Origin of the sequence: Pseudonocardia pini (assembly GCF_013870575.1) — a bacterium.
Lineage (GTDB): Bacteria > Actinomycetota > Actinomycetes > Mycobacteriales > Pseudonocardiaceae > Pseudonocardia > Pseudonocardia pini.
The window spans coordinates 1-24,396 of sequence record NZ_JACBXB010000011.1 but is presented as its reverse complement, the minus strand read 5'-3'; the positions used below and the strand labels follow the sequence as shown (position 1 = coordinate 24,396).

The window sequence follows — 24,396 nt, the reverse complement described above, 5'->3', positions numbered from 1 at the left end:
GTCGCCGTCCGTGACCTCGGCCAACGCGGAGTGCGCAGCGCGACGCTCCCCCGCCGAGGCCGACCGATACACCGCCGAGCGCACCAGCGGATGTCGGAACCGAACCCGCTTCCCGATCGCCAGGAGACCGTCGGTGTCGGTGGCATCGGTCGCCCACCGGGTGACCCCGAGCCGCTCCGCCGCGCCCCACAGCAGCAGCGGGTCGCCGACCGGCTCGGCCGCGGCGATCACCAGCAGCCGCCGGGTCTCCGCGGGCAGCGGTTCGAGGCGGCGCAGGAAGCTCGCCTCGATCCGCCCCGGGACCGCGGGGACCCGGTCGAGCCCGAAGCCACCGGCCAGCTCCTCGAAGCTGAGCCCGCGGGGCAGCTCGACGAGCGCGAGCGGGTTCCCGCGGGTCTCGGCCACGATCCGGTCGCGCACCGGCTCGTCGAGCGGACCGGTGAGGACCGACTCCAGCAGGGCCCGCGCGTCGTCGTACCGGAGTCCGCCGACCACCAGTCCCGGCAGGCCCGCCAGCACGTCGTCCTCGGTGGGCTCGCGCACCGCGAAGACCAGGGCGACGGGGTCGGCCGCCAGCCGCCGGGCCACGAACGCGAGGGTCTGGGCGGAGGCCCGGTCCAGCCACTGGGCGTCGTCGACGAGGCAGACCAGGGGCTGTTCCCCCGCCGCCTCGGACAACAGGGTCAGCACGGCCAGGCCCACCCGGAACCGGTCCGGTGCGGCCCCCGCACGCAGGCCGAACGCGACGTGCAACGCGTCCGCCTGCGGTTCCGGGAGGTGTCCGAGGCGGTCGAGGAACGGGGCGCAGATCTGGTGCAGACCGGCGAACGCGAGCTCCATCTCCGACTCGACACCCGCGGCGCGCGCGACCCGGCACCCCGTGGCATGCCGGTCCAGGTGGTGCAGCAGCACGGACTTGCCGATGCCCGCCTCGCCGCGCAGGACGAGGACCCGGCTCCGGCCCTCCCGCACGTCCCCGAGGACCCGATCGAGCTCCTCGCACTCCCGGCGTCGACCTCGCAGCACCGACGGTGATGCGGGTCTCGTCATGACTGATGGACAGTACTGAGGGTGACCACCCGGGGCAATGACGCCCGGGACCCGGCGGACCAGGGGGACACCAGGGGGACACCAGGGTGTGTCCCTGGCGCGACGCGGCACCGGCTGCGTGACCGTGGATGCCCCGAAGTCACCCGAGGAGGGCCGCGATGAGCACGATGGACGTCCGGAGCAGTGCCGTGAGCAGGATCGCCGGGGCCAGGACCGTGGAGCTGAGGTTCGAGGTGGTGGTCATCCCCGTCTCGGACGTCGACCGCGCGAAGGAGTTCTACGACGGGCTCGGGTGGCGGCTCGACGCCGACTTCCCCTTCGACAACGGCTTCCGGGTCGTGCAGTTCACGCCCCCCGGCTCGGCGACCTCGGTCCAGTTCGGCACCCGCATGACCTCGGCGGAGCCCGGCTCGGCCCGGGGCCTGTACCTGATCGTCTCGGACATCAAGGCCGCACGAGAGGCGGTGGCGGCCCGGGGGGTCGAGATCAGCCCGGTGTTCCATCCGGAGTCACCGGGCGCCCAGTTCCGGGCCGACGGCGGGGGCGACCGGCTCGCGGGCGCCGCACCCGAGCACGACAGCTACTCCTCCTTCGCCACGTTCAGCGACCCCGACGGCAACGGCTGGCTGCTGCAGGAGGTCACGACACGGCTGCCCGGTCGGATCGACCCCGCCGAGGCCGCGTACTCCTCGCCCTCCGACCTGGCGGACGCGCTCCGCCGGGCGGCGGCCGCGCACGGCGAGCACGAGACCCGCACCGGGGAGCCCGACGAGGACTGGCCCACCTGGTACGCGGCGTACATGGTCGCGGAGCGGACCGGGGCGGAGCTCCCGACGTGACGGCCCACGACGTCGTCGTCCTGGGCGGCGGGGCACCGGGTGAGCACTGCGCCGCCGCACTGGCCGCACGGGGGCTGCGCGTGATGGTCGTCGAGCGCGAACTGGTCGGTGGCGAGTGCTCCTACTGGGCCTGCATCCCGTCGAAGTCGCTGCTGCGCCCCGGCGAGGCGGTCCAGGGCGCGCGGGACGCGGGTGCGCACGCCGAGGTCGACGTCGCCGCCGCACTGGCCTGGCGGGACTTCATGGTGTCGGACTACTCCGACGCGGGCCAGGAGCGTTGGCTCGCCGACCACGGCATCGACCTGGTCCGGGGGACCGGGCGGATCGCCGGGACCGGGGTGGTGGACGTCGACGGCGTCCCGCACGAGGCGGAGCACATCGTCGTGGCGACCGGGGCGGACCCGTTCGTGCCGCCGATCCCGGGGCTGCGCGGGCTCGAGGGGGTCTGGGGCACCCGCGAGGCGACCGGGATGAAGGCCGTCCCGCGTCGCCTGCTGATCCTCGGCGGCGGCCCGGTGGGCGTCGAGATGGCCCAGGTCGTACGCAGGCTCGGCGGCGAGGCGGTGCTGGTCGAAGGGGCGGACCACCTGCTCCCCCGCGAGCCCGCACCGCTGGGCGAGGGGCTCGGCGAGGCCCTCCGTCGCGACGGCGTCGAGGTGAGGTCGGGAGCACGGGCGACGTCCGCGCGCCGGGACGGCGGACGGTTCGTCCTGGAGCTCGACGGCGGGGAGGAGCTCCGCGGCGATCGGCTGCTCGTGGCGACCGGGCGTCGCCCACGCGTCGAGGGGATCGGCCTGGAGACCGTCGGCGTCGAGGCCGACCCCCGCGGGATCCCGGTCGACGAGTACCTGCGGGCCGGCGAGCGACTGTGGGCGATCGGCGACGTCAACGGGATCTGGCCGCTGACCCACGTCGGCGAGTACGAGGGCGACGTCGTCGCGGCGAACATCGCCGGCGACCCCCGCCCGGCGAACTACACCGCCGTCCCGCGGGTCACCTACACGGACCCGCAGGCCGCGGCGGTGGGCGCGGTCGAGGCGGAGTACAGCGCGCGGGTCGCGCTGTCCGACGTGCCGAAGACCGCGACCTACACCCACGCCTACGCCGAGTCCCCCGGGTTCCTGACGCTGCTCAGCGACGGCGAGCGGCTGACCGGCGCCTACGCACTGGGACCGGAGGCCGGTGAGTGGCTGCAGCAGGCCACCCTGGCGATCCGCGCCCGCGTCCCGCTCGAGGTGCTGGGCGACACGATCCAGCCCTTCCCGAGCTTCTCCGGGATCTACGACGCGGCGCTGCAGGCCCTGCGCGGCCGGATCGCGGGGGCGCCGCAGATGACCGGCCTGTCGACCTGAGGAGGACCGATGACCAGTCCCACGACCTCGCCCACGCTCCGGCGCGACCCGGACCTGCTCGGACAGACCGTCGTGGTGATCGGCGGCAGCGCGGGCATCGGGCTCGAGACCGCTCGACGTGCTCGGGCCGAGGGCGCCGACGTCGTCCTGACCGGCCGCGATCCCGCGCGCCTGGAGCGGGCCGGGCACGACGTCGGCGCACGGAGCACGGCCGCCTTCGACGCGGCGGACGAGGCGGCGCTGGCACGGTTCTTCGACGCGCTGCCGCACCCCCTCGACCACGTGCTGATCACCGCGGGCGGGCCGCACTACGGACCGTTGCTCGAGATGGACCCGGCCCAGGTGGGCGAGGCGCTCGGCTCGCACATCGCGGTGGCGCTCGCGGTCGCGCGCAACGTCGTGGGCCGGATGCGGCCCGGCGGCACCCTGCTGCTCATGGGTGGCACCGGTGGGCGACGCATCGGGCACGGCCTCGGGATCATCTCCGCGGCCACCGCCGCGCTGCCCCCGTTCACCGCGGCCCTCGCGCTGGAGCTCGCCCCGGTGCGCGTCAACCTCATCGCCGCGGGCTTCGTCGACACCCCGTTGTCGGCGTCGCTGTTGGGCGAGCGGCTCGAGGAGCGCCGCGAGGAGCTGCGGACCACGCTGCCGATCGGTCGCGTCGTCGGCCCGGCCGACGTCGCGGCGCTCGCCGTCCATCTCATGACCAACACCGCGCTGACCGGCGCCACCTACGACATCGACGGCGGCCAGCAGTTCGTCGCAGGCCAGGGATGACAGGAGCCTCATGAGCCCCGCAGAGCAGTTCCACGTCCACGAGGTCAGCCGGTCCTACTGGCGGGTGACCTTCGACAACGGCCCGGTCAACCTGATGGACCCGGACACCGTCGAGCAGCTCGGCGCCCTCGTCGAGCGGATCGAGGGCGACGCCGACCTGACCGTCGTCGTCTTCCGCAGCGACACCCCGGGTTACTTCATGGCCCACTGGGACTTCCTGGCCGACAACACCCGGGTGGCGCGGATGCAGCCCGGCCCGACCGGCCTGCACCCCTACCTGGACAACCTCGTGCGGCTGAGCAGGGTGCCGGTGGCGACCATCGCCGAGATCCGCGGCCGGGCCCGCGGTGCGGGCAGCGAGTTCGTGCTGGCCACCGACATCCGGTTCGCGTCCGAGAAGGCGGTGCTCGGCCAGTTCGAGGTCGGCGTCGGCGCGGTCCCGGGCGGTGGCCCCATGGCGCGGCTGGGGCGGCTCGTCGGCCGCGGGCGCGCCCTGGAGATCCTGCTCGGCGGCGACGACGTGCCCGCCACCCTGGCCGCCGAGTACGGCTACGTGAACCGCGTTGTCCCGGACGCCGAGATCGGCGAGGTCACCCACGCCTTCGCCGCCCGGATCGCCGCCTTCGACCGCACCGCCGTCGCGGGGATCAAGAAGCTGGTCGACGTGGCGACCCTGCCCGAGGACGACGAGTTCGCACCCGGGCTCGCCGCCTACTTCGCCACCGCGGGCAGGGCGGAGCACCGGCCGTTCGTCCGGCACCTGCTCGAGCAGGGCCTCCAGCAGCCCGACGGGATCGAGACCGACCTCGGCCACGCGGTCGGCAGGTTGCGGCGGGAGGAGGCCGAGGGGACCAGGCTCTGACCCTCGGTCACCCGATACCCGTCAGGTGGCGGATGTTTCGCGCCGGGCTCCGCGGCACCGTCGTCCCCAGACACCGCGACCACGAAGGAGCCCGCCATGACCACCCACGCCGCCCACGAGACCTCGCACGGAGGGTCGCTGAGCGCCCTGTCGCTCATCTCCGGCTTCCTGCCGTGGATCGCCTTCACGATCATCGCCCAGCGGCTGGCCGCCGACGGCGTGGCCTGGAGCGCGCTGATCGCCGTGGCCATGACGGTGGTCGCGCTGGTGTGGGACCGCGCCCGGCGCAGTCCGACGCAGCTGAACCTGTACTCCATGGTGCTGTTCACGGTGATGGCCGTGGCCGGTTTCGTGGGCGGGCACGAGGTGGACCGCTGGCTGTTCGAGTGGGGCCGGCCGCTGGTCGGCGTGCTGCTCGGCCTGGCGATCCTGGCGACCGCGTACGGCAGGCCGTTCACCGCGGAGTACGCGAAGCAGTCGACGCCGCAGGAGTACTGGACCTCGCCGCTGTTCCTGAGGATCAACCGCACGCTGTCCGCGGTGTGGGGCGTCGCCGTCGCGCTGCTGGGTGCGGCCTCGCTGGTCGTGGCCGCACTCGACGCCCACGCGGTCGGCACCGACTCGCCCTACCTGCTCGACCTGGCCCTGAACTGGGTGCTGCCGATCGCCGTCATCGTGTGGGCGGTCAGGTTCACCAACACCTACCCGGACCGCGTGACCGCGGCTCAGCACTGAGCCCCTGCGCGCATGGCCTGCGCGGGGAGCAGGCGCCCGGTTGTCGCAGGACTGCCGGCGAGACCTGCCGGTCCGACCGGCCCGCGACGACTCCTCGGTCGGGTCCCGGCTACCCATCCGGTGCTGCCGGGCCCGCCGATCCACGCCGTTCCCGGTAACGCCGCCGGGAGCGGTGATGGCGGAGGGAGCGACACGGCCTAGGCTCGCCTCCCCCAGGCTGGAGGTCCGATGGCCGCACGTTTCGTCGAGCTCGGCTGGCGGCCCACCCCCATGGGCGAGCTGCAGCTGCGCCGTCGGTGGGATCCCGCGGTCGCCGCGGAGGTCCTGGAGGTCAAGCTCGGCGACGAGTTCCTGATGTCCAGCATGTTCACCGTGGCGGAGGAGGAGATGGCGCGCCTCGCCCTCACCGGGCTCGCCGCGCGGGTCGGCGAGGTGGGCGGGCCGGGCCTGGACGTGGTCGTCGGCGGTCTCGGCCTCGGCTACACCGCGCTGACGGTGCTGCAGGCCCCCGGCGTGCGGTCGCTCGCCGTCGTCGAGGCGCTGGAGCCGGTGATCGAGTGGCACCGCGAGGGGCTGATCCCCGCGGGGCGCACCCTGACCGCCGATCCCCGCTGCACCCTCGTGCACGGCGACTTCTTCGCGATGGTCCGTTCCGGCGCGGGCCTCGACCCCACGGCCCCGGGACGGCGCTTCCACGCCCTCGTCGTGGACATCGACCACACCCCGCGGCACCTGCTCCACCCGAGCCACGCCGACCTGTACGAGCCCGCCGGGCTCCGCCGTGTCGCGGAGCTGCTGCACCCGGGAGGCGTGTTCGCCCTCTGGTCCAACGACCCTCCCGACGAGGCCTTCACCCGCGTGCTCGGCGAGGTCTTCGAGACGGCCGACGCCGAGGTCGTCCGCTTCCCGAACCCCCTGCAGGACAGGGAGGCGACCAACACCGTCTACCTCGCCACCACCTGAGAGGACCGGACCCGGGCACGGCGCCGCCACGGCGCGGGACCGACTCGTCCCGGCGAGCGGGTCGGTGCACGAGCGCCGGTCACGGGGGCGTCGTCCGTTCGCCCGATGGCCCGTCGGCGGCGAGCGCCTCGTCGACGGTCTCGAAGACGTTGCGCCGGAACGCATCCGGGGCGGCCGTGCGCATGACGTCGCGGACCTGGCCGATGTCGCGGGCGATGCGCAGGTCGATTCCGTCCCGGCGGAGTGAGTCGGCCAGCTGGACGAGCATCTGCGCGGCGGTGATGTCGACGAACGGGCTGGTCTCCGCGTCCAGGACCACGACGCGGGTCTCGGCCGTGCGCACGCTGTCGATCCGAGCCCGGACGTGGTCGCTGTTGGCGAAGAACAGCCCGGCCTCGACCCGGACGACCACGCTGCGCGGGTCCGTGGGTCGCCCAGCGTGGCGGTCGACGTCGACCCAGGCGTCCCCCACCTTGACCAGCTGCGCGACGTGCGGCCGGGACACCCGGTAGAGGAGCAGCACCATCGACACCGCGATGCCGATGAACAGCCCCGGCAGCGTGTCGAACACCAGCACGCCGAGCATCGTGGCGATCGCGGCGGCGAAGTCGGCCCGCGCGGCGAACCCGTAGATCGTGCCCAGCCGCGTCGTCCACACGCGGTACAGCCGCCGCAGGGACGCGACGTCGACGAGCTCGACGACCGCCGCGATGACGACCGCGGACAGCGTCGCCTCGGGAAGCCGTTCGAACAGCCCGGTCAGGAACAGCAGGGTGACCACCGTCAGAACGGCCACCACCAGGCCGCTGACCTGCGTCCGCGCCCCTGCGGCGCCGTTGACGGCGGTCTTCGACAGGCTGCCGTTGACGACCATCCCGGCACACAGCCCGGAACCGAGGTTGGCCGCGCCCAGGCCCGCGAGCTCGCGATTCGCGGAGACCTCGTAGCCCGCGCGGGCCGCGTACGTCTTCGCCGCACCCAGTCCCTCGGCGAACCCGATCAGCAGGACACCCGCCGCGGGCCCCACGAGACCGAGGTACTCGTGCGGCGCGACGGCGGGCAGCCCCACGGCGGGCAGCCCCGGATCGATCGGACCGACGATGTCCACCCCGTGCGTGTCGAGGTGGAACATCACCGTCACGGCGATGCCGAGCAGGACGACGACGAGCGAACCCGGCACGACCGGCAGCCATCGCCGGAGGGCGAGGACGGCCGCCAGGCTCACCCCGCCCACCAGGACCGTCGGTCCGTCGACGTCGCCGAGGTGCGAGACCGTCCCCCACAGCTGCTCGAAGAAGTCGCCGCCTGCCTTCGGGACGCCCAGCAGCGTGGGGACCTGGCCGATGATGATCGTGAGCGCCAACCCGACGATGAACCCCTTCAGCACCGGCTCGGAGATGAGCGAGGCGATGAAACCCAGCCGGACGAGGCCCGCGAGGATCCCGAGCAGCCCGACGACGAGCGCGAGCGCGGAGGTGAGCGCCACCAGCCGGAGCGGGTCGCCCCCGGCGAAGGGGGCGACGATCGCCGCCGACAGCGCCGCGGTGGCCGACATCGGGCCGACCACGAGGTGGCGGGAGCTGCCGACGGCGGCGTACAGGACGAGCGCGGGCACCGCCGCGTACAGGCCGACCACGGGCGGGACACCGGCGATCGCCGCGTACGCCAGCGCCTCCGGGACCAGCACCGCCCAGACCGTCAGCCCGGCCAGGACGTCGGGCCGCAGCCAGGCCCTCCGATAGCCCTGCAGGGACCCGAACACCGGCCAGGTCCCTACCGGGCCGTCAGAGCCCGCCGACACCCTTGCCCCAGCCGCACAGCAACCCTGTGCCGGCGCTCGCCGCACGTGTCGAGAACAGCAGGGTCGGGACCGGCGCCACCGCGACGCCGATCGCCGGCGGCAGGGCGTCGCCGATCACTGCGCCCATCGTCGGGTCCCCGGCCGTCAGGGCGTGACGATCGCGAAGCTCGGGTCGGGATCGTCGGTCAGGCCGACGATCATGCTGAACGTCTTCGGGTCGCCGTCGAAGTCCACGCCGTCCGGGCTCGCGCCCGCCAGCATGCCCAGGAGCTGGGCCTTGGTCAGTGTGACGACGAGGTCGGCGGGTGGCGTGCGCGTCGTCGGATGGTGGTTCAGCACGCCGTTGGACAGCTCCATCCGGTAGGTCTCGCCGGTGTCGGTGAAGTGCCAACGGATCGACGCGGTCGTGTCCCAGGCCCTCTTCCCGTCGATGCGGATGGCGAGGCTGTCGAACAGCTGGGTGACGGTGAGCGCCGAGGCCATGCCCGCCGAGCTGACCATGGCCGTGACGACCTGGCCGCCGAGCTCCTGTGCGCCGGTCAGGAAGTTGTTGCGCCACGTGCCGCACTCGGAGCCGTGGCCGAGGCGCGTGAACACCTGTGCGAGCAGGGTCTTGGCCCCCTCGTGGGCCGGATCGGCGAACACGGCGTGGCTCGCCAGCTCGGCCGCGAAGCGGAGGTCGCCCGCGTCCGCGAACTCCTGCGCCCGGGCCACGGTGGCGTCGGTCCCGCCGAGGATCCGGACGTAGCGGCTCGCGGTCTCCTCCGGCGGGTGCTGCCACAGGTGCGCCGGGTTGCCGTCGTACCAGCCGAGATAGCGCTGGTAGATCGCCTTGACGTTGTGGCTGACCGAGCCGTAGTACCCGTGCGTGTGCCATGCGGCCTCGAGGGCGGGGGGCATCTCGAGCTGCTCCGCGATCTCGCTGCCGACGTACCCCTGGTTCATCAGACGGAGGGTCTGGTCGTGGAGGAAGGCGTAGAGGTCGCGCTGCTCGCTCATCAGGTCGACGACGGCGTCGGAGCCCCAGGTCGGCCAGTGGTGCGAGGCGAAGGCGACGTCGGTCTCGTCGGCGAACAGGTCGATCGCCTCGCTGATGTAGCGCGACCAGCTGCGGGCGTCGCGGACCTCCGCCCCGCGCAGGGTCAACAGGTTGTGCAGGTTGTGGGTGACGTTCTCGGCCAGGCACAGCGCGCGCCTGTCCGGGAAGTGGAAGTTCATCTCCGACGGCGCCTCGGTGCCGGGGGTGATCTGGAAGACGATCCGGACCCCGTCGAACGTCTCCTCCTGGCCGGTGTGGGTGATGTCGAGCGTCGGCGCGAGCAGGCCGACCGTTCCCGTGGAGGTGCCGGGCCCCAGCCCGACCCCGATCGTGCCGGTCGCGCTGACCGGGAGGCCCATCCCGGTGTGGTACATGCCGCGGCGCAGCATCGCGACGCCGGCGTAGACGTTCTCCGAGACCGCGTGCTCCAGGAAACCGGCGGGCGCGACGATGGGGGCGTCGGTGGCGGCGTCGACCACACCGAGCACGCCGCCGAAGTGGTCGATGTGCGAGTGGGTGTAGATCACCGCCCGCACCGGGCGGTCACCGCGGTTCGCGCGGTACAGCGCCAGTCCCGCCGCCGCGACCTCCGCCGACACGGCGGGGTCGATGACGATCACGCCGGTGTCGCCCTCGACGACGGTCATGTTCGAGAGCTCGATGCCCCGGAGCTGGTAGATGCCCTCGGTGACCTCGAACAGCCCCTGGATGGCGGTGAGCCGGCTCTGCCGCCACAGGCTCGGGTGCACGGTGTCGGGGCAGTCCCCGGCCATGGTCCGGGTGTAGACGTCGGCGTCGTAGACGACGCTGCCGTCCGCGGCCGCGATCACCCCGGGCTCCAGCCGCGCGAGGAGACCGCGGTTCGCATTCTCGAAATCGGTCCGGTCCGTCAGATCAGCAGGCACCCTGTCTCCTCCACGTCGCGACCCTCGGTATCGGCTGGAGTGTCGTGCGCGCTCCGGCGGGTGGCCTCGCCCGAAGCGGGTGAACCGGCTCGGCCGTCCGACGCCGTTCGGCGAGTCGCTCTCGACGAACGCTGCCGGAACGCAGGCCGACACGACCCAGAACCCGAAAAGGATCACGAAGAGGACTCGGATCGCTGTGCCACTGCTCATGAGGGAACGAGACGGAGCGGCAACGCATCTCGGGCAGTCGGCAGCGCCATGCGTTCGCGGGCTGCGGGCCCGCGAGCGGCTGAGCCCGGCCGGCCAAGCCCCGGGACGGACCGATCAGGCGCGCGGCAGCACGCCCACGAGTGCCGCGGTGAAGGAGGTCCGCAGGGCGTCGCGCAGGTCCAGGTGGAGAACGCCGAGGGCGGGCTCGTCCTCGTAGGCGGCGAGGACGCTGGGCGGCGGCGGGACGTACGCCGCCAGGGCGCCCGCCGAGACCAGGCTCATCAGGCAGAACAGCTGCGCGCCGTCGTCGAGCTCTGGGAGGTGGCGACGCACGAGGTCGGTCATGGCGGCGAGCCTCGTCAGGGAGGAACGCTTGTGCCGCTTGACCACCTCGACCGAGACGTTGTGCTCGAGGACCCCGCCCTGCGCACCGAAGAGATCGCAGAGCACCACCCGCTCCGCCAGCGACCGGCTGAGGACCTCGGCGAGCTGACCCGCCCGCTCCTCCGGCGACGCCTGCGCATCGACGCCCGCGGCCAGCTCGTCCGCCAGCTGGGCGAGCCAGCTCTCCAGGAAGGCGTCCAGCAGCTCGAGCAGCACCGCCTCGCGCGACTCGAAGTACCGCAGGACGTTCGACTTCGCCAGGCCCACCCGTCGGCTGAGCTCGTTGAGGCTCACCTCGGCGACGGGCATCTCGTCGAGCATCGCCGCCGCGGTGTCGAGGATCGCCCGGCGGCGGATCGCCCGCTGCTCCTCGCTGCGCGCCCGCTGAAACGTCACGTGGTCACCGTAGCTTAGAGACCACCGGTTCCTTGACAGCAGACCGGCGGTCCCTTACGGTGGCACCCATAACAGACCGATGGTTTCTTAGGAGTGCGTCATGAGCGACGACTGGACCGAGCAGCAGATCCCCGACCAGCACGGCCGGGTGGCGATCGTGACCGGCGCCAACACCGGGCTCGGTTTCGAGACCGCCCGGATGCTCGCCGAGCGCGGGGCGGCGGTGGTCCTGGCCGTCCGCGACGTCGAGAAGGGCAGCCGGGCCGCCGCCCGCATGACCGGCGACGTCACCGTCCAGGCCCTCGACCTGACGTCCCTCACCTCGATCCGGTCCGCGGCGGCCGACCTTCGCGCGGCCCACCCGCGCATCGACCTCCTGATCAACAACGCGGGCGTGATGTACACCCCGCGACAGACCACCGCGGACGGCTTCGAGCTGCAGTTCGGCACCAACCACCTCGGCCACTTCGCCCTGACCGGCCTGCTGCTGGACCGGCTCCTGCCCGTCCCCGGCTCCCGCGTCGTCACGGTCAGCAGCATCGGCCACCGCATCCGGGCCGCCATCCACTTCGACGACCTCCAGTGGGAGCGCTCGTACAGCCGAGTCGGCGCCTACGGCCAGGCCAAGCTCGCCAACCTGATGTTCACGTACGAACTGCAGCGCCGGCTCGCCCCGCACGGCACGACGGTCGCGGTCGCCGCCCACCCCGGCGCGTCCAACACCGAGCTCGCCCGCCACACGCCCGCCGCGCTCCGCCTGCCCTTCACCTGGCTCGCGCCGTTGTTCACCCAGGGGGCCGACAGGGGCGCCCTGCCCACCCTGCGTGCCGCCACCGACCCGGCCGTCGTCGGCGGTCAGTACTACGGCCCCGGCGGCCGCGGGGAGGCCCGCGGATACCCGACGCTGGTCACCTCCAGCCCCGACTCCCACGATCTGGTCGCCGCGCAGCGCCTGTGGACCGTCTCCGAGGAGCTCACCGGCGTGACGTTCCCCCTGGACCTGGCCGCGCGCTGACCAGCACCCGGCAGCGCCGGCCGCCAGCACGGGTCGCTCCCCTGCAACACGACCGAGGCGAGCGGCAGCGGGCGGGGTCCGAGGATCTCGACCACGGTGCCCGGCTGCCTCGCTCACCGACGACAGCACCCCTGCTCCCAGGGTCCTACCATCCCCGCTCCGCCGCCTCGACGACGCCGTCCGCGATCGCGGCGCGCAGATCGGCGTGATCCTCCCGGTTCTGCACGGCGTAGGCGCGGGCGTAGCGGAGGATGCCGTCGGCGAAGGCCTTCCCTTTGCCGATGTACCCGGCGATGGCCTGCGGGTCCCCGCTGCGGGCGTGCGACTTCGCCAGCGCGTGGCCGCACGCCGCGGCGAACCGGGGCAGGTAGCCGGAGATCTGCCTGCCGGTGGGGATGATCTTCATGTCGCGGAACTGCCGGACGTAGTAGTCGTGGCCGTCGACGCGCATGTGGCCCAGGAAGATGTCGCTCGCAGACTGCATCAGCCGTTGCCCGACGACGACCCGCTCCCCGTGGTTCGCGAACTCGCTCGGCCCGAGGAACTCCTCGTAGACCGCGGCCGTCGCCTGCTTGGCCTGCGAGAACACGGGCTGGACACCGCTGTCGCCCTCCAGCAGGTGCAGCCAGACGCGCATGCCGACGCTGCCCACCCCCACGATCTGCCGGACCGAGTCCACGCGGCGGAACCGGGCGACGAGCCGGTGCAGGTGGGGCGGGATGGACGCGAGGTAGGTGTCGTAGACCTGCTCGTAGGCGCGGACCCGCTCCTCGGGGCCCAGTCCCTCGTCGATGCGCTTCATCGGGTCCAGGACGATGTGCCGCCGCCCGCCCTCCTCGGAGACGAGCTGCCGCGCGGCCCCGTGGTGGGTCCGCTTCCTCGACTGCTTCTCGATGGTGCGGAGGGCGGCCTCGGCGAACTCCGACGTCAGGCCGCGCAGCGGGACGTCCGGCGGGATCCGGTCGTACCAGACGTCCAGCTCCCCCATCCGGGAGTACCGGCCCATGGCCTCCCGGTAGCCGTCGACGGCCGCGCCGGCGGCGTCCTCGCCGCACCCGGCCACGAGCCCTTCCGCGTCCGCGAGCACGTGGACGCTGGTCGCGGGGCGTTTGAGGTCCCATTCGAAGGGGCCGGGGAGGGTCTCGTCGAAGTCGCGCGCGTCGAAGAGGAGCCGACGCTCGGGCGAGGCCCACAACCCGAAGTTGAGGACGTGGGCGTCCCCGCACATCTGCACCGTGAGCCCCGAGTGCGGGGCCGTGGCGAGATCGGCGGCCATGACGGCGGCGGCGCCACGCAGGTAGGTCCACGGCGACTGCGCCATCCTCGCGTACCGCAACGGCAGGAGGGCGGGATCGCGGACGGCCTCCTGGGCGCGCAACCGGTCGAGGGCGCTCCGCTCCCGGACCGTCGGGTCCCACGCCGCCGCGGCCCCGACCGCGCCCACCCCGCCGGGCATGCCGAAGAAGCTCACCGTCACCCGGGTCGCGGCCATGCGCTCGCGCCAGCTGACCGGCAGGGCGGTCACCACGTTCAAGCGCGCCGCGACCGCCGACGGTGCGGACCGCTCGGGTCTCACGAGCCTGACCTACGCCTCGATGATGGACTACGCGGTGGACGCCGCCGTGGCCGTCGCGCTGGCCAACACCCTCTTCTTCGCCGCGGCGACCGCCGAGTCGAAGACGAACGTCGCGCTCTACCTGCTGATCACGGTCGCCCCGTTCGCGCTGGTCGCCCCAGTGGTCGGCCCGCTGCTGGACCGGCTGCAGCGCGGTCGTCGGGCGGCGCTGTCGGTGGCGTTCGTGGGCCGCGCGGTCCTGTGCGTGGTCATGGCCCTGAACTACGACACCTGGGTCCTCTATCCCGCCGCACTCGGCGCGATGGTGTTGTCCAAGTCGTTCACCGTGCTCAAGGCGGCGATCACCCCGAGAGTGCTGCCCGAGGGCATCACCCTCGCCACCACCAACTCCCGGATCACCACGTTCGGCCTGGTCGCGGGCGGGGTGTTCGGCGGTGTCGCGGCCGGTGTCGCCTACTTCTGGGGCTCGCCCGGCGCGCTGTACTTCACCGCCGCCCTCGGCGTCGCAGGCGCGGTGCTCAGCGCCCGCATCCCGAAGTGGGTGGAGATCACCGCCGGCGAGGTGCCCGCCCGGCTGCGCAGCACCCGTCGGGCCAAGCGGCGGCCCGTCGGACGGGCCGTGGTGGTCGCGCTCTGGGGGAACAGCGGTGCCCGGGTCCTCACCGGGTTCCTCACGCTGTTCGTGGCGTTCGTCGTGAAGCAGCAGGCGGACGGGGACGCGGCACAGCAGCTCTACCTGATCGGGATCGTGGGGGCCGCGGCGGGCGCGGGCTCGTTCCTGGGCAACGGCGTCGGCTCCCGGCTGACCTTCCGCAGCCCGGAGGTCATGGTCCTGGGCTGCGTCGCGGGGGCCTGCGCGGCGGCCGTGGTCGCCGCGGTGTTCCCGGGGATCCTCACGGCCGCGATCGTCGGCCTGGTCGGGGCCACCGGGAGCGCGTTGGCGAAGGTCTGTCTCGACGCCGTCATCCAGCGCGACCTGCCCGAGGAGTCGCGGGCCTCGGCGTTCGGCCGGTCGGAGACGGTGCTGCAGCTCGCCTGGGTGTTCGGCGGCGCGCTCGGGGTGCTGCTGCCGCACAGCACGTTCTGGATCGGGTTCACCGTGGTCGCGTCGGTGCTGGCCGTGGTGGGGATCCAGACCGCGCTGGTCCGCTCGGGGCGTTCGCTGGTCCCGGGGGTCCGCCGCAAGGCCCCGCTCCCCGAGAAGGCCGGTGTGGTCTAGCCCGTACGCTGGGCCCGTGCGCCGGTCCCTGCTCGCCGCCCTCGGGGCGGCCGTGTTCCTGCTCACGGGCTGCGGCGGCGGCGACCCGCAGGTCACCTGGACGGCCGGGGGCCAGGAGTCGACCGTCGGCCCCGCCCAGTACTGCGACCTCCGCCTGCGGGACTGCACGAACGACGAGCAGGCGCAGGCCTCTCTGCCCGTGCCCGCGGGGACGGCCGTGGAGGTCAGCGTGCCGTCCGAGGTGTCCGAGGCGCCCTGGTCCGTGGTCTTCGCCTACGTCGGCGCGGACGGACGGCAGACCACCGGCCGCAGCCCCGTCTTCGCCCCCGAGGCACAGGAGAGCTACACGCTCACCCTGCCCGAGCCCGGGGACGTCCTGCAGACCGCACAGGTGCAGCTGCTCGGCGTGGCGCCGGTGGCGAACCCGGACTCGGGTGAGCTGGAGTTCCCCACCCGAGCGACCTGGGTCCTCGTGGCCCGGTGAGATCGGCCCGGTGAGATCGGCCCGGTGAGATCGGCCCGGTGAGATCGGCCCGGTGAGATCGGCCCGGTGAGATCGGCCCGGTGAGATCGGCCCGGTGAGATCGGCCCGGTGAGGCTCAGCCGTCGAGGTCGCGGGCCACGGCCCGCACCACCTCGGCCGCGAGCTTCGCGGTCTTGCGGTCGGGGTAGCGACCCCGCCGCAGGTCCGGCTGGACCCGCGCGTCGAGCAGCTTGATCATGTCCTCGATGAGGCCGTGCAGCTCCTCCGCGGGCCTGCGCGTGGCCTCGACCACCGAGTGCTGGCTGTCCACGATCCGCACGGACAGCGCCTGCGGCCCGCGCCTGCCGTCGGCCATGCCGAACTCGACCCGCTGACCCTGCTTGAGCGACTCCACGCCGGGGGGCAGCGAGGCCTTGCGGACATAGACGTCCTCGCCGCCGTCCTGGGCGAGGAAACCGAAGCCCTTCTCGGCGTCGTACCACTTGACCCTGCCGGTAGGCACCCTGCTCACCCGTTCCTCGTTCTGCTCCTGCACCGTCGCACGCCCGTGCACGACGAACGCGCCCCGGCGACACCGGGACGCGCTACGGCACAGAGTAGTCCCGCAACGGGCCTCGCGCACCGTCCTTACGGGGTGTGGAGCTCCAGCAGCCCCACGGACTTCTCCCGCATCTCGACCTTGCGGACCTTGCCCGTGACCGTCATCGGGAACTCGTCGACGACCAGCACGTAGCGCGGGATCTTGTAGTGCGCGAGCTTGCCCGTCGCGAACTCGCGCACGGACTCCGGCGTCAGCGTGTCGGCACCCTCGCGGAGGATCACCCAGGCACACAGCTCCTCGCCGTATCTGTCGTCCGGGACCCCGATGACCTGCGCGTCGACGACGTCGGGATGGGTGTAGAGGAACTCCTCGATCTCGCGCGGGTACACGTTCTCCCCGCCGCGGATGACCATGTCCTTGATCCGGCCGGTGATCATGACGTACCCGTCGGCGTCCATGACGCCGATGTCCCCGGTGTGCATCCAGCGGGCGGCGTCGATGGACTCGGCGGTCTTGTCCGGCTGCTCCCAGTACCCGAGCATCACCGAGTAGCCGCGGGTGCAGAGCTCACCGGGCTCGCCGCGCGGCAGGGTCAGCCCGCTGTCCGGGTCCACGATCTTGATCTCCAGGTGCGGGTGCACCCGGCCGACCGTCGAGACCCGCTGCTCCAGCGTGTCGTCCCGGCGGGTCTGCATCGACACCGGCGAGGTCTCGGTCATGCCGTAGCAGATCGTGACCTCCTCCATGCCCATCCGCGCGACGACCTGCTTCATCACCTCGACCGGGCACGGCGAGCCCGCCATGATGCCGGTCCGCAGCGACGACAGGTCGAAGGACTCGAAGTCCGGGTGGTTCAGCTCGGCGATGAACATCGTGGGCACGCCGTAGAGCGAGGTGCAGCGCTCCTGCGCCACCGCCTTCAGCGTCGCGAGGGGGTCGAAGCCCTGCGCGGGGATGACCATCGTGGCGCCGTTCGAGGTGCACGCCAGGTTCCCCATCACCATGCCGAAGCAGTGGTAGAAGGGCACCGGGATGCACACCCGGTCCTCGGGGGTGTACCCGCACAGCGCGCCCACGGAGTAGCCGTTGTTGAGGATGTTGTGGTGCGACAGCGTCGCGCCCTTCGGGAACCCCGTCGTCCCGGACGTGTACTGGATGTTGATCGGGTCGTCCGGGGACAGCGCGGCCTGCCTCTCGGCCAACACCGCGGGGTCCCCGCCCACCGCGAGCAGCGCGTCCCACTCGGCCGTCCCGATGATGACCACCGACCGCAGGTCCGGGCAGTTCCCGCGGACCTCGCCGATCATGGCCTCGTAGTCCGAGGTCTTGAACGACGACGCCGACACCAGCGTGGCCACCCCGGCCTGCTTGAGCACGAACTCCAGCTCGTGGGTGCGGTAGGCCGGGTTGATGTTCACCAGGACCACGCCGATCTTGGCGGTGGCGTACTGCAGCAGCGTCCACTCGGGCATGTTCGGCGCCCAGATCCCGACCCGGTCGCCCTTGGTCAGGCCGGAGTCGAGGAGCCCGAGGGCCAGGGCGTCGACGTCGGCACGGAAGGCCGCGTAGGTCCACCGTCTGCCCGTCGCGACGTCGACCAGGGCCTCGCGCTCGGGATCGGCGGCGACGGTCCGGTCGAGGTTGTCGCCGATGGTGTCCCCGAGCAGCGGGACGTCGGAGGTGCCCGACGCGTACGACGGCACAGCTGGGCTGGTCACTCTGGCCTCCGGAACTCCGTTGTCCTGACGAGCGCGTCCTGATCGCCGCCCATCCTGCGACGGGAGCCCTCCGCGCGCCACCACCCGATGGGGAGGGACCGCGGAAAAGCACCTGCACCCGGGCGTTAGGCTCGACCGATGCACGACCCCCGCGTCCTGCTCGATCCCGCCACCGACGCGGTGCGCAAGCTCGCGCGCCGCGGCTACTCGCTCGACGTCGAACGCCTCGAGCGGCTGTCCTCCGGTCGCAACGCCGCCATCCGCAAGGCGGACGAGTGCCGTGCCGAGGCGAACCGGCTGCAGAAGGCGGTCAAGGGCGCGTCCGCGGACGAGCGGCCCGCGCTGGTGGAGAAGGCCAAGGAGACGAAGGCCCAGATCACCCTCGCCGAGGAGGAGCACCGGCTCCTCGAGGCGGAGCTGGGCGAGTACCTCCTGGAGATCCCCAACCTGCCCGCGGACGAGCTGCCCGACGGGGCCAGCGACGCCGACGCGGAGCAGGTGCGGACCTGGGGCACGCCCACCGAGCTCGAGAACCCGCTGGACCACGTCGACCTCGGCGAGAAGCTGGGCATCCTCGACCTGGGCCGGGCCACGAAGCTCAGCGGCCCGCGGTTCGCCGTGCTCAAGGGTCGCGGCGCGGCGCTGGAGCGCGCGCTGGCCCGGTTCTTCCTGGACCGGCACACCGAGCGGCACGGGTACACCGAGTGGTCGGTCCCCACGCTCGTCAGCCGCGCCACGATGACGGGCACGGGTCAGCTGCCGAAGTTCGAGCAGGACCTGTTCCGCACCGAGGTCGCGGACCGCGAGCTGTTCCTCATCCCCACCGCCGAGGTCCCGCTGACCAACCTGCACGCGAAGGAGACCCTCGCCGCCGAGGAGCTCCCGCTGGCCTACACCGCGCAGACCCCCTGCTTCCGCTCCGAGGCGGGCTCGTACGGCCGGGACACCCGCGGGCTGATCAGGCTGCACGAGTTCTCGAAGGTCGAGCTGGTCCGGATCGTGGACCCGGCGCGGTCGCGCGCCGAGCTGGAGACGCTGGTGGGGCACGCCGAGGCGGTCATGCAGGAGCTCGGGCTCGCCTACCGCGTGGTCCGGCTCGCAGCCGGGGACATCGGCTTCTCCGCGGAGTACACCTACGACATCGAGGTGTGGCTGCCCAGCCAGGGCACCTACCGCGAGATCAGCTCGTGCTCGGACTTCGGCACGTTCCAGGCCCGCCGCGCGAGCATCCGGACCAAGGCCAAGGACGGCACCCGCGGGTTCGCCGCCACCCTCAACGGCTCGGGCCTCCCCGTCGGCCGGACCCTGGTCGCGGTGCTGGAGCAGGGCCAGCAGCCCGACGGCAGCGTGCGGATCCCCGAGGCCCTGGTCCCCTACACCGGGTTCGACGTCCTCACCCCCTGACAGCCCTTGACAGTCACCTCCGGTGTAGCGATAGTTCTCAGCAATCGCTACACCGGAGGAAAATCGTCATGCTCCACGTCCCGACCATCGACATCTCCCTCGCCGACCAGGACGAGGTGGCACGCCAGGTGGACCAGGCCGCCCGCACCGTCGGCTTCATGCAGGTGGTGGGGCACGGCATCCCCGACTCGGTGCCGGCGGACCTCACCGCGGCCACGGACGCCTTCTTCGCCCTCGACCTCGAGACCAAGTCCGGCTACCGCTGCCCGCCCGGGGTGAACCGCGGCTACACGCCGCCGAAGGCCGAGTCGCTGGCGAACAGCCTGGGCCTCGCGAGCGCCGCGGACCTGTTCGAGGCGTTCAACGTGGGCACCGAGGCCGCCGAGTTCCCCGGGCTCGGGCTCTCCGAGGCGGACTACGAGACCAACGTCTGGCCCTCGCAGCCGGACTTCCGCCCCGCGGTCGAGGCGTGGTTCGCCGCCGCGCAGGGGGTCGCCCGCACCATGACCCGGATCTTCGGCCGCGCCCTCGGCCTCGGCGAGGACGGCCTGACCCGGTTCACCGGGCACTCGGTCGACGTCCTGCGGATGATCAACTATCGGCTCCCTGGCCCGGACGTCGAGCTGGAGCCCGAGCAGGTCGGGATGGGTGCACACACCGACTACGGCATCGTCACCGTGCTGTGGGCGGACGCCGTGCCCGGCCTGGAGATCCTGGACCACGAGGGCGGCTGGCAGCCCGTGCAGCCCGCTCCCGGCGCCCTGCTCGTGAACCTCGGGGACGCGCTCGCCCGGTGGACCAACGACCGCTGGGTCTCGACCATGCACCGGGTCGCGGCCCCGCGCGTCGACGGCGTCCTGGTCCCGCGCCGCTCCGCCGCCTTCTTCCACGACGGGGACGTCGACGCCGTCATCGCGCCGCTGTCCACCTGCGTCGACGCCGAGCACCCCGCCCTCTACGAGCCGGTCACCGTCGGCGAGCACCTCAGGGCCAAGCTCGCGGGGTCTCGCGGAGGCACCCTCACCGCGGGTGCCGAGCGAGAGGCGGCGCGCCTGCGCTGACTCACTCGATGGGGTGGAGTAGACGATCATGGCTTGTTCCGCTCCTGCGTGTCCGTCCAGCGCTCTGACCCGCACCTGCGGATGAGGGCAGCCTCAGTGCACGCCGTCCACCTGCACGAGCACGATCCGTGTGGATCGGACGGCCCACATGATCGCGACGTTTCGACACGCATCCGTCACATCTCTTCGTCGTTGGCGCGGCAAGGACCCGGGTACCGCTCCCCGCTCTCCCCGGGCCGTCCCCGAAGAAGAGGACCCCCGCATGGCTCAGCACCGCGTCGCGCCCGCGCCCCCACGAGAGGGCCTGCGTGCGCCTGTCGGACGTCGCAAGTTCCTCGGCTACCTGATCGCCGCCCCGACCCTGGTGGTCGCCGCCGAGCTGACCCGCCAGGAGATCTTCGGGGGCCCGAGCGCGAGCGCCGCCCCGATCCTGTCGGCGCCGCAGCCGCCCGAGGCGTACGACCTGCTCGACTTCATCCGCGACGCGATGCGACCGACGGCGAACCTCATCCGGATCGAGGTCAACCGGGACGGCACGGTCTCCTTCGCCCTGCCCCGCTCGGACAACGGCCAGGGGATCATCACCTCGACGCAGATGATCATCGCGGAGGAGATGGGCCTCGACGTCGACCAGGTGCGCGTCACGCTGGCCGACGCCCGCCCGGAGCTGCTGTTCAACCAGATCACCGGCGGGTCGAGCACCACCTTCTCGACCTACACTCCGATCCGGGTGGCCGCCGCGCTGGCCCAGATGCGCCTGCTCGACGCCGCCGCCCAGCTGCTCCAGCAGGACGTCCGGACGCTCACCTCGCGCAAGGGCCTGATCCTCGACCCGCTGGGCAACTCGCTCCCGTTCGGCGACCTCGCGGGTCCGGCCGCGAGCGCGGTCACCGAGCAGGTCGAGGTCGCGCTCAAGCCCCGCGAGGACTTCACCGTCATCGGGAAGCCGCAGGGCAAGACCGACGCGCGGGACATCGTCACCGGGCGCAAGCAGTTCGTGAACGACCTGAAGATCCCGGACGCGCTGCCCACCGTGGTCTGCCGGGCCCCCGATCTCAACGGGACCCCCGACGACGTCGAGAACCTCGACGAGGTCCGGAAGATGCCGGGCGTGACCGACGTCGAGATCATCTCCACCGGCGTCGCGGTCCGGGCGAAGACCTTCGGTCAGGCGATCGACGGCGTGCGCGCCCTGGAGGTCGCGTGGAACCGCGGCACGGTGGCAGGCGAGGACGACGCGTCGATCCTGAAGAAGCTCAAGGCCGCCGAGCTGCCGCTGGCCGTCCCGGCCGGGGTGGTGGACACCGTCGAGGGCGCCTTCACCTTCTACTTCAAGAGCAACAGCTCGCTCGAGCCCAACTCCGCGATCGCCGACGTGCGCAGCGACGGCGCGGAGATCTGGGGTCCGATGAAGAACCCCGTCACCGCGCAGAACGCCATCGCCAAGATCCTCGACCTGCCGCAGAACGCGGTCACGGTGCACGTCATCCAGGGCGGCGGGTCCTTCGGCCGCAAGCTGTTCTTCGACGCCGCGCTCGAGGCGGCCCAGGCCTCCAAGGCGATGGGCAAGCCCGTCAAGCTGATGTGGACCCGCGCCGACGACTCGCGCCAGGGCCGCGTGCACCCGATGTGCACGTCCCGGGTGCGGGCGACCGTCACGAACGACTCGGTGCTCAGCTTCGAGCAACGCCACACCAGCGTCTCCACCGACTTCACCCACGGCCTCGGCGACGCCATCACCGCGACCGCCGCGAAGGCCCCGCTGGGCAACCTCGGATTCTCCGAGACGATCTTCGAGCTGACCCAGGCCAGCCCGTACAACTACGGCGTCTCCACCCGGGTGCTCAACGAGGTGGACATGCGGTTCAACACCTCGTCGATGCGCAACGTGTACTCGCCGGACGTCACGACCGCCCGCGAGGTCGTCACCGACCAGCTGGCGAACAAGATGGGCCGCGACGCCTACGAGTTCCGCCGCGAGTTCGCCCGCAGCGACCGGATCCGCGGGGTGCTCGACGCCGTGGCCAAGCAGGGCCGCTGGGGCCGGTCGATGAAGCCCGGCACCGCCCAGGGGCTCGGGGTCCACCACGAGTACAAGGGCGTGACCGCGGCGCTGGTCGAGATCGACTGCCGCCCGGAGACGGTGAACCGGAGGATCCGCGAGGCCGTGACCGGTCCCCGGGTCACGCGGGTGACGTTCGCGATCGACGCCGGCCTGGTGATCAACCCCAAGGGCCTCGAGGCCCAGATGATGGGTGGGATCAACGACGCGATCGCCCTGATCCTGTCCTCCAGCCTGCACCTGGTCGACGGGCACTTCGTCGAGGCCAGCTGGGACAACTACTTCTACACCCGGCAGTGGAACACCCCGCCGGAGCTCGACATCGTCATCGTCGAGTCCGACCACGACGAGCCCGGCGGTGCCGGGGAGGCCGGCGTGGCCGCGACCTGCGGCGCGATCGCGAACGCCTACGCGCGCGCGGTCGGGAAGGTGCCCACCTACTTCCCGATCAACCACCTCGACCCGTTCCCGTTCGAGCCGAAGCCGCTCGTGCCCCCGGTCCCCGAGTCGCCGACCGACGGCCTCCGCTACACCTACTGAGGAGATCCCCATGCCCTCGCGCACCCTGTCCCTCAACGGTGAGAAGGTCACCGTCGAGGCCGAGGACGACGTCCGCCTGCTCTGGGTGATCCGGGACCTCCTCGGCGTCACCGGCCCCAAGTACGGCTGCGGCATCAACGTCTGCAAGGCCTGCACCAGCCACATCAACGGCAAGGCCTTCAACCCCTGCTCCGTCCCGCTCTCCGCGGTGAAGGAGAGCGACGAGATCACCACGATCGAGGGCCTCGCCGACGGCGAGAAGCTGCACCCCATGCAGGAGGCCTGGATCGACCAGGACGTCCCGCAGTGCGGCTTCTGCCAGCCCGGCCAGATCATGGCCGCCGTCGCGAAGGTCCGGCAGTGCCGCAAGGAGGGCCGCGAGGTCGACGACGCGGCCATCGAGGAGATCCGCAACATCTGCCGTTGCGGCACCTACAACCGGATCAGAGAGGCCATCAAGGCCGGAGCGGAGAACATGTGAAGCGCGTGATCGGAGCGGCCCTCCTCGGGATGGCCGCCCTCCCCCTGACCGCAGGCGCCGCCCTGGCCGCGGAGGAGGTCCCGAACACGGACGTCCCGTCCCAGGAGGCGCCGACCCAGGAGGCCCAGAGCCCCCTGCAGGGCGCGAGCGCCGGCGCCGCGACCGGCGAGCAGCTCGTCGCCCAGTTCCTCGACGCGAGCGACGGCAACGGCCCGACCGCCGCCGACGGCGTCGAGACCGAGGTCCCGACCCCGGACTACCGCTTCGTGGAGGGCCCCGCAGGCGGCCTCCTCGACGGCCCCTTCGACTGACCCACCCCCACGAACGGCACTCTCGCTCACACCTAGTGAGCGAGAGTGCCGTTCGTCCTTGTCAGACGACGGCGACGCGCCAGTCCGGCTCGTCCAGCGTGCGGCACGAGACGCCGGTCAGCTCGGCCCGCTCGCCCGCCAGCCAGCGCGGGCTCGTCGAGAGCACCACGCGGTCCTCGGGATTGACCACCACCACGTCCGCGGCGAGGTCGCCCAGCTCGCGGAGCACGAGCGTCTCGAAGCGGGCGACCGGGACGTCCGCGCCGACCACACCCACGAACTCCCCGTCCGCGAGGACCGGCAGGGTGAGGGTCAGCAGGTAGCGGTCGGTGCCGTGGACGTCCACATAGGGCCCCACGACGTGCCTGCGCCCGGTCCGGCGCGGCACCACGAACCACTCGGCGGCGGCGTAGTCGTAGAAGCCCACGCTGGCCGGGTTGAGGTCGACCTCGAGCATCGCGGCCGTACCGGCCTCGGTCTGCCACCACTCCATCCGCAATGGACGGTCGGCGAGCAGCCCGGGCGCCACGATCACCCCCATCCCGACGGCGACCTCCCGCTCCCGGGCGAGCCGCGCGCGCAGGGGTTCGCGCACGGCCGTCACGTCGGCGTCGCACATCCGCGCGCCCCGCGCCTCGGCGGCCCGATACCCGGCGAGCACGTCGTCCCGC

Annotated in this window: 23 protein-coding genes; 14 read left to right on the top strand and 9 right to left on the bottom strand. The window is 72.5% G+C overall.

Features of this window, described 5'->3' with window-relative positions:
- Nucleotides 1–1,050 (bottom strand): AAA family ATPase (locus H5J29_RS02000; RefSeq protein ID WP_181779153.1); only part of this gene is annotated, 1,050 nt, incomplete at its 3' end.
- 158 nt (nt 1,051–1,208) lie between these two features.
- Here H5J29_RS02000 and H5J29_RS01995 point away from each other — a divergent pair.
- The 6 genes from H5J29_RS01995 (at nt 1,209) to H5J29_RS01970 (ending at nt 6,578) form a co-directional block, all read left to right on the top strand.
- Nucleotides 1,209–1,889: a VOC family protein gene (locus tag H5J29_RS01995; RefSeq protein ID WP_246393293.1), complete on the top strand. Its 681-nt coding sequence runs from the start codon at nt 1,209–1,211 to the stop codon at nt 1,887–1,889.
- On the top strand, nt 1,886–3,241 hold the full coding sequence (locus tag H5J29_RS01990) for a dihydrolipoyl dehydrogenase family protein (protein WP_181779152.1): 1,356 nt from the start codon (nt 1,886–1,888) through the stop codon (nt 3,239–3,241). Before H5J29_RS01995 ends, H5J29_RS01990 begins: the two co-directional genes overlap by 4 nt.
- A 9-nt stretch (nt 3,242–3,250) precedes the next feature.
- Nucleotides 3,251–4,018, top strand: a complete 768-nt coding sequence (locus H5J29_RS01985) for an SDR family oxidoreductase (protein ID WP_181779151.1) — start codon at nt 3,251–3,253, stop codon at nt 4,016–4,018.
- A gap of 10 nt (nt 4,019–4,028) precedes the next feature.
- Nucleotides 4,029–4,880 carry an enoyl-CoA hydratase/isomerase family protein gene (locus H5J29_RS01980; protein WP_181779150.1) on the top strand — a complete coding sequence of 284 codons (852 nt, stop codon included), beginning with the start codon at nt 4,029–4,031 and terminating at the stop codon, nt 4,878–4,880.
- Nucleotides 4,881–4,976: 96 nt separating this feature from the next.
- Entirely contained in the window at nt 4,977–5,615 is a 639-nt protein-coding gene (locus H5J29_RS01975; RefSeq protein WP_181779149.1) for a DUF3159 domain-containing protein, read from the top strand.
- 228 nt (nt 5,616–5,843) lie between these two features.
- Nucleotides 5,844–6,578: a polyamine aminopropyltransferase gene (locus H5J29_RS01970; RefSeq protein WP_181779148.1), complete on the top strand. Its 735-nt coding sequence runs from the start codon at nt 5,844–5,846 to the stop codon at nt 6,576–6,578.
- Nucleotides 6,579–6,657: 79 nt separating this feature from the next.
- On the opposite strand, the gene H5J29_RS01965 is transcribed toward H5J29_RS01970, so the two are convergent.
- From H5J29_RS01965 to H5J29_RS01950, 4 genes are all read right to left on the bottom strand, one after another.
- Nucleotides 6,658–8,340, bottom strand: coding sequence for a SulP family inorganic anion transporter (locus H5J29_RS01965; protein WP_181779147.1), 1,683 nt, complete (start codon nt 8,338–8,340; stop codon nt 6,658–6,660).
- Nucleotides 8,341–8,362: 22 nt separating this feature from the next.
- Nucleotides 8,363–8,506 carry a hypothetical protein gene (locus H5J29_RS01960; RefSeq protein WP_181779146.1) on the bottom strand — a complete coding sequence of 48 codons (144 nt, stop codon included), beginning with the start codon at nt 8,504–8,506 and terminating at the stop codon, nt 8,363–8,365.
- 17 nt (nt 8,507–8,523) lie between these two features.
- Entirely contained in the window at nt 8,524–10,323 is a 1,800-nt protein-coding gene (locus H5J29_RS01955; RefSeq protein WP_181779145.1) for an alkyl/aryl-sulfatase, read from the bottom strand.
- 324 nt (nt 10,324–10,647) lie between these two features.
- A complete protein-coding gene (locus tag H5J29_RS01950) occupies nt 10,648–11,313 on the bottom strand; it encodes a TetR/AcrR family transcriptional regulator (RefSeq protein ID WP_181779144.1) in 666 nt (221 codons plus the stop codon).
- A gap of 100 nt (nt 11,314–11,413) precedes the next feature.
- Here H5J29_RS01950 and H5J29_RS01945 point away from each other — a divergent pair, with 100 nt between their 5' ends.
- Nucleotides 11,414–12,328 (top strand): SDR family NAD(P)-dependent oxidoreductase, encoded by a 915-nt coding sequence (locus H5J29_RS01945; RefSeq protein WP_181779143.1) that lies wholly within the window; start codon nt 11,414–11,416, stop codon nt 12,326–12,328.
- A gap of 145 nt (nt 12,329–12,473) precedes the next feature.
- Here H5J29_RS01945 and H5J29_RS01940 read toward each other — a convergent pair whose 3' ends face one another.
- Nucleotides 12,474–13,820, bottom strand: coding sequence for a DUF2252 domain-containing protein (locus H5J29_RS01940; protein ID WP_220186882.1), 1,347 nt, complete (start codon nt 13,818–13,820; stop codon nt 12,474–12,476).
- Here H5J29_RS01940 and H5J29_RS01935 point away from each other — a divergent pair.
- Nucleotides 13,783–15,123 (top strand): MFS transporter, encoded by a 1,341-nt coding sequence (locus H5J29_RS01935; protein WP_181779142.1) that lies wholly within the window; start codon nt 13,783–13,785, stop codon nt 15,121–15,123. The two genes, H5J29_RS01940 and H5J29_RS01935, sit on opposite strands and share 38 nt — an antisense overlap.
- A 16-nt stretch (nt 15,124–15,139) precedes the next feature.
- Nucleotides 15,140–15,607, top strand: coding sequence for a DUF2771 family protein (locus H5J29_RS01930; protein WP_181779141.1), 468 nt, complete (start codon nt 15,140–15,142; stop codon nt 15,605–15,607).
- Nucleotides 15,608–15,722: 115 nt separating this feature from the next.
- On the opposite strand, the gene H5J29_RS01925 is transcribed toward H5J29_RS01930, so the two are convergent.
- Together H5J29_RS01925 and H5J29_RS01920 are read right to left on the bottom strand one after the other, a co-directional pair.
- Nucleotides 15,723–16,109, bottom strand: coding sequence for a cold-shock protein (locus H5J29_RS01925; protein ID WP_181779154.1), 387 nt, complete (start codon nt 16,107–16,109; stop codon nt 15,723–15,725).
- A 125-nt stretch (nt 16,110–16,234) separates the two neighbouring features.
- Nucleotides 16,235–17,866: an AMP-binding protein gene (locus H5J29_RS01920; protein WP_181779140.1), complete on the bottom strand. Its 1,632-nt coding sequence runs from the start codon at nt 17,864–17,866 to the stop codon at nt 16,235–16,237.
- Between the two features lie 138 nt (nt 17,867–18,004).
- On the opposite strand from H5J29_RS01920, the gene serS reads away from it, so the two are divergent.
- The 5 genes from serS (at nt 18,005) to H5J29_RS01895 (ending at nt 23,725) form a co-directional block, all read left to right on the top strand.
- Nucleotides 18,005–19,270 carry a serine--tRNA ligase gene (gene serS, locus H5J29_RS01915; RefSeq protein ID WP_181779139.1) on the top strand — a complete coding sequence of 422 codons (1,266 nt, stop codon included), beginning with the start codon at nt 18,005–18,007 and terminating at the stop codon, nt 19,268–19,270.
- 68 nt (nt 19,271–19,338) lie between these two features.
- Complete coding sequence (locus H5J29_RS01910; RefSeq protein ID WP_181779138.1) at nt 19,339–20,331, top strand: isopenicillin N synthase family dioxygenase; 993 nt, start codon at nt 19,339–19,341, stop codon at nt 20,329–20,331.
- Nucleotides 20,332–20,593: 262 nt separating this feature from the next.
- Nucleotides 20,594–22,933, top strand: a complete 2,340-nt coding sequence (locus tag H5J29_RS01905) for a molybdopterin cofactor-binding domain-containing protein (RefSeq protein ID WP_181779137.1) — start codon at nt 20,594–20,596, stop codon at nt 22,931–22,933.
- A 10-nt stretch (nt 22,934–22,943) separates the two neighbouring features.
- Nucleotides 22,944–23,414 carry a (2Fe-2S)-binding protein gene (locus H5J29_RS01900; RefSeq protein WP_181779136.1) on the top strand — a complete coding sequence of 157 codons (471 nt, stop codon included), beginning with the start codon at nt 22,944–22,946 and terminating at the stop codon, nt 23,412–23,414.
- Complete coding sequence (locus H5J29_RS01895; RefSeq protein ID WP_181779135.1) at nt 23,411–23,725, top strand: hypothetical protein; 315 nt, start codon at nt 23,411–23,413, stop codon at nt 23,723–23,725. Before H5J29_RS01900 ends, H5J29_RS01895 begins: the two co-directional genes overlap by 4 nt.
- A 61-nt stretch (nt 23,726–23,786) precedes the next feature.
- Here H5J29_RS01895 and H5J29_RS01890 read toward each other — a convergent pair.
- Nucleotides 23,787–24,396 (bottom strand): cache domain-containing protein (locus tag H5J29_RS01890; protein ID WP_181779134.1); only part of this gene is annotated, 610 nt, incomplete at its 5' end.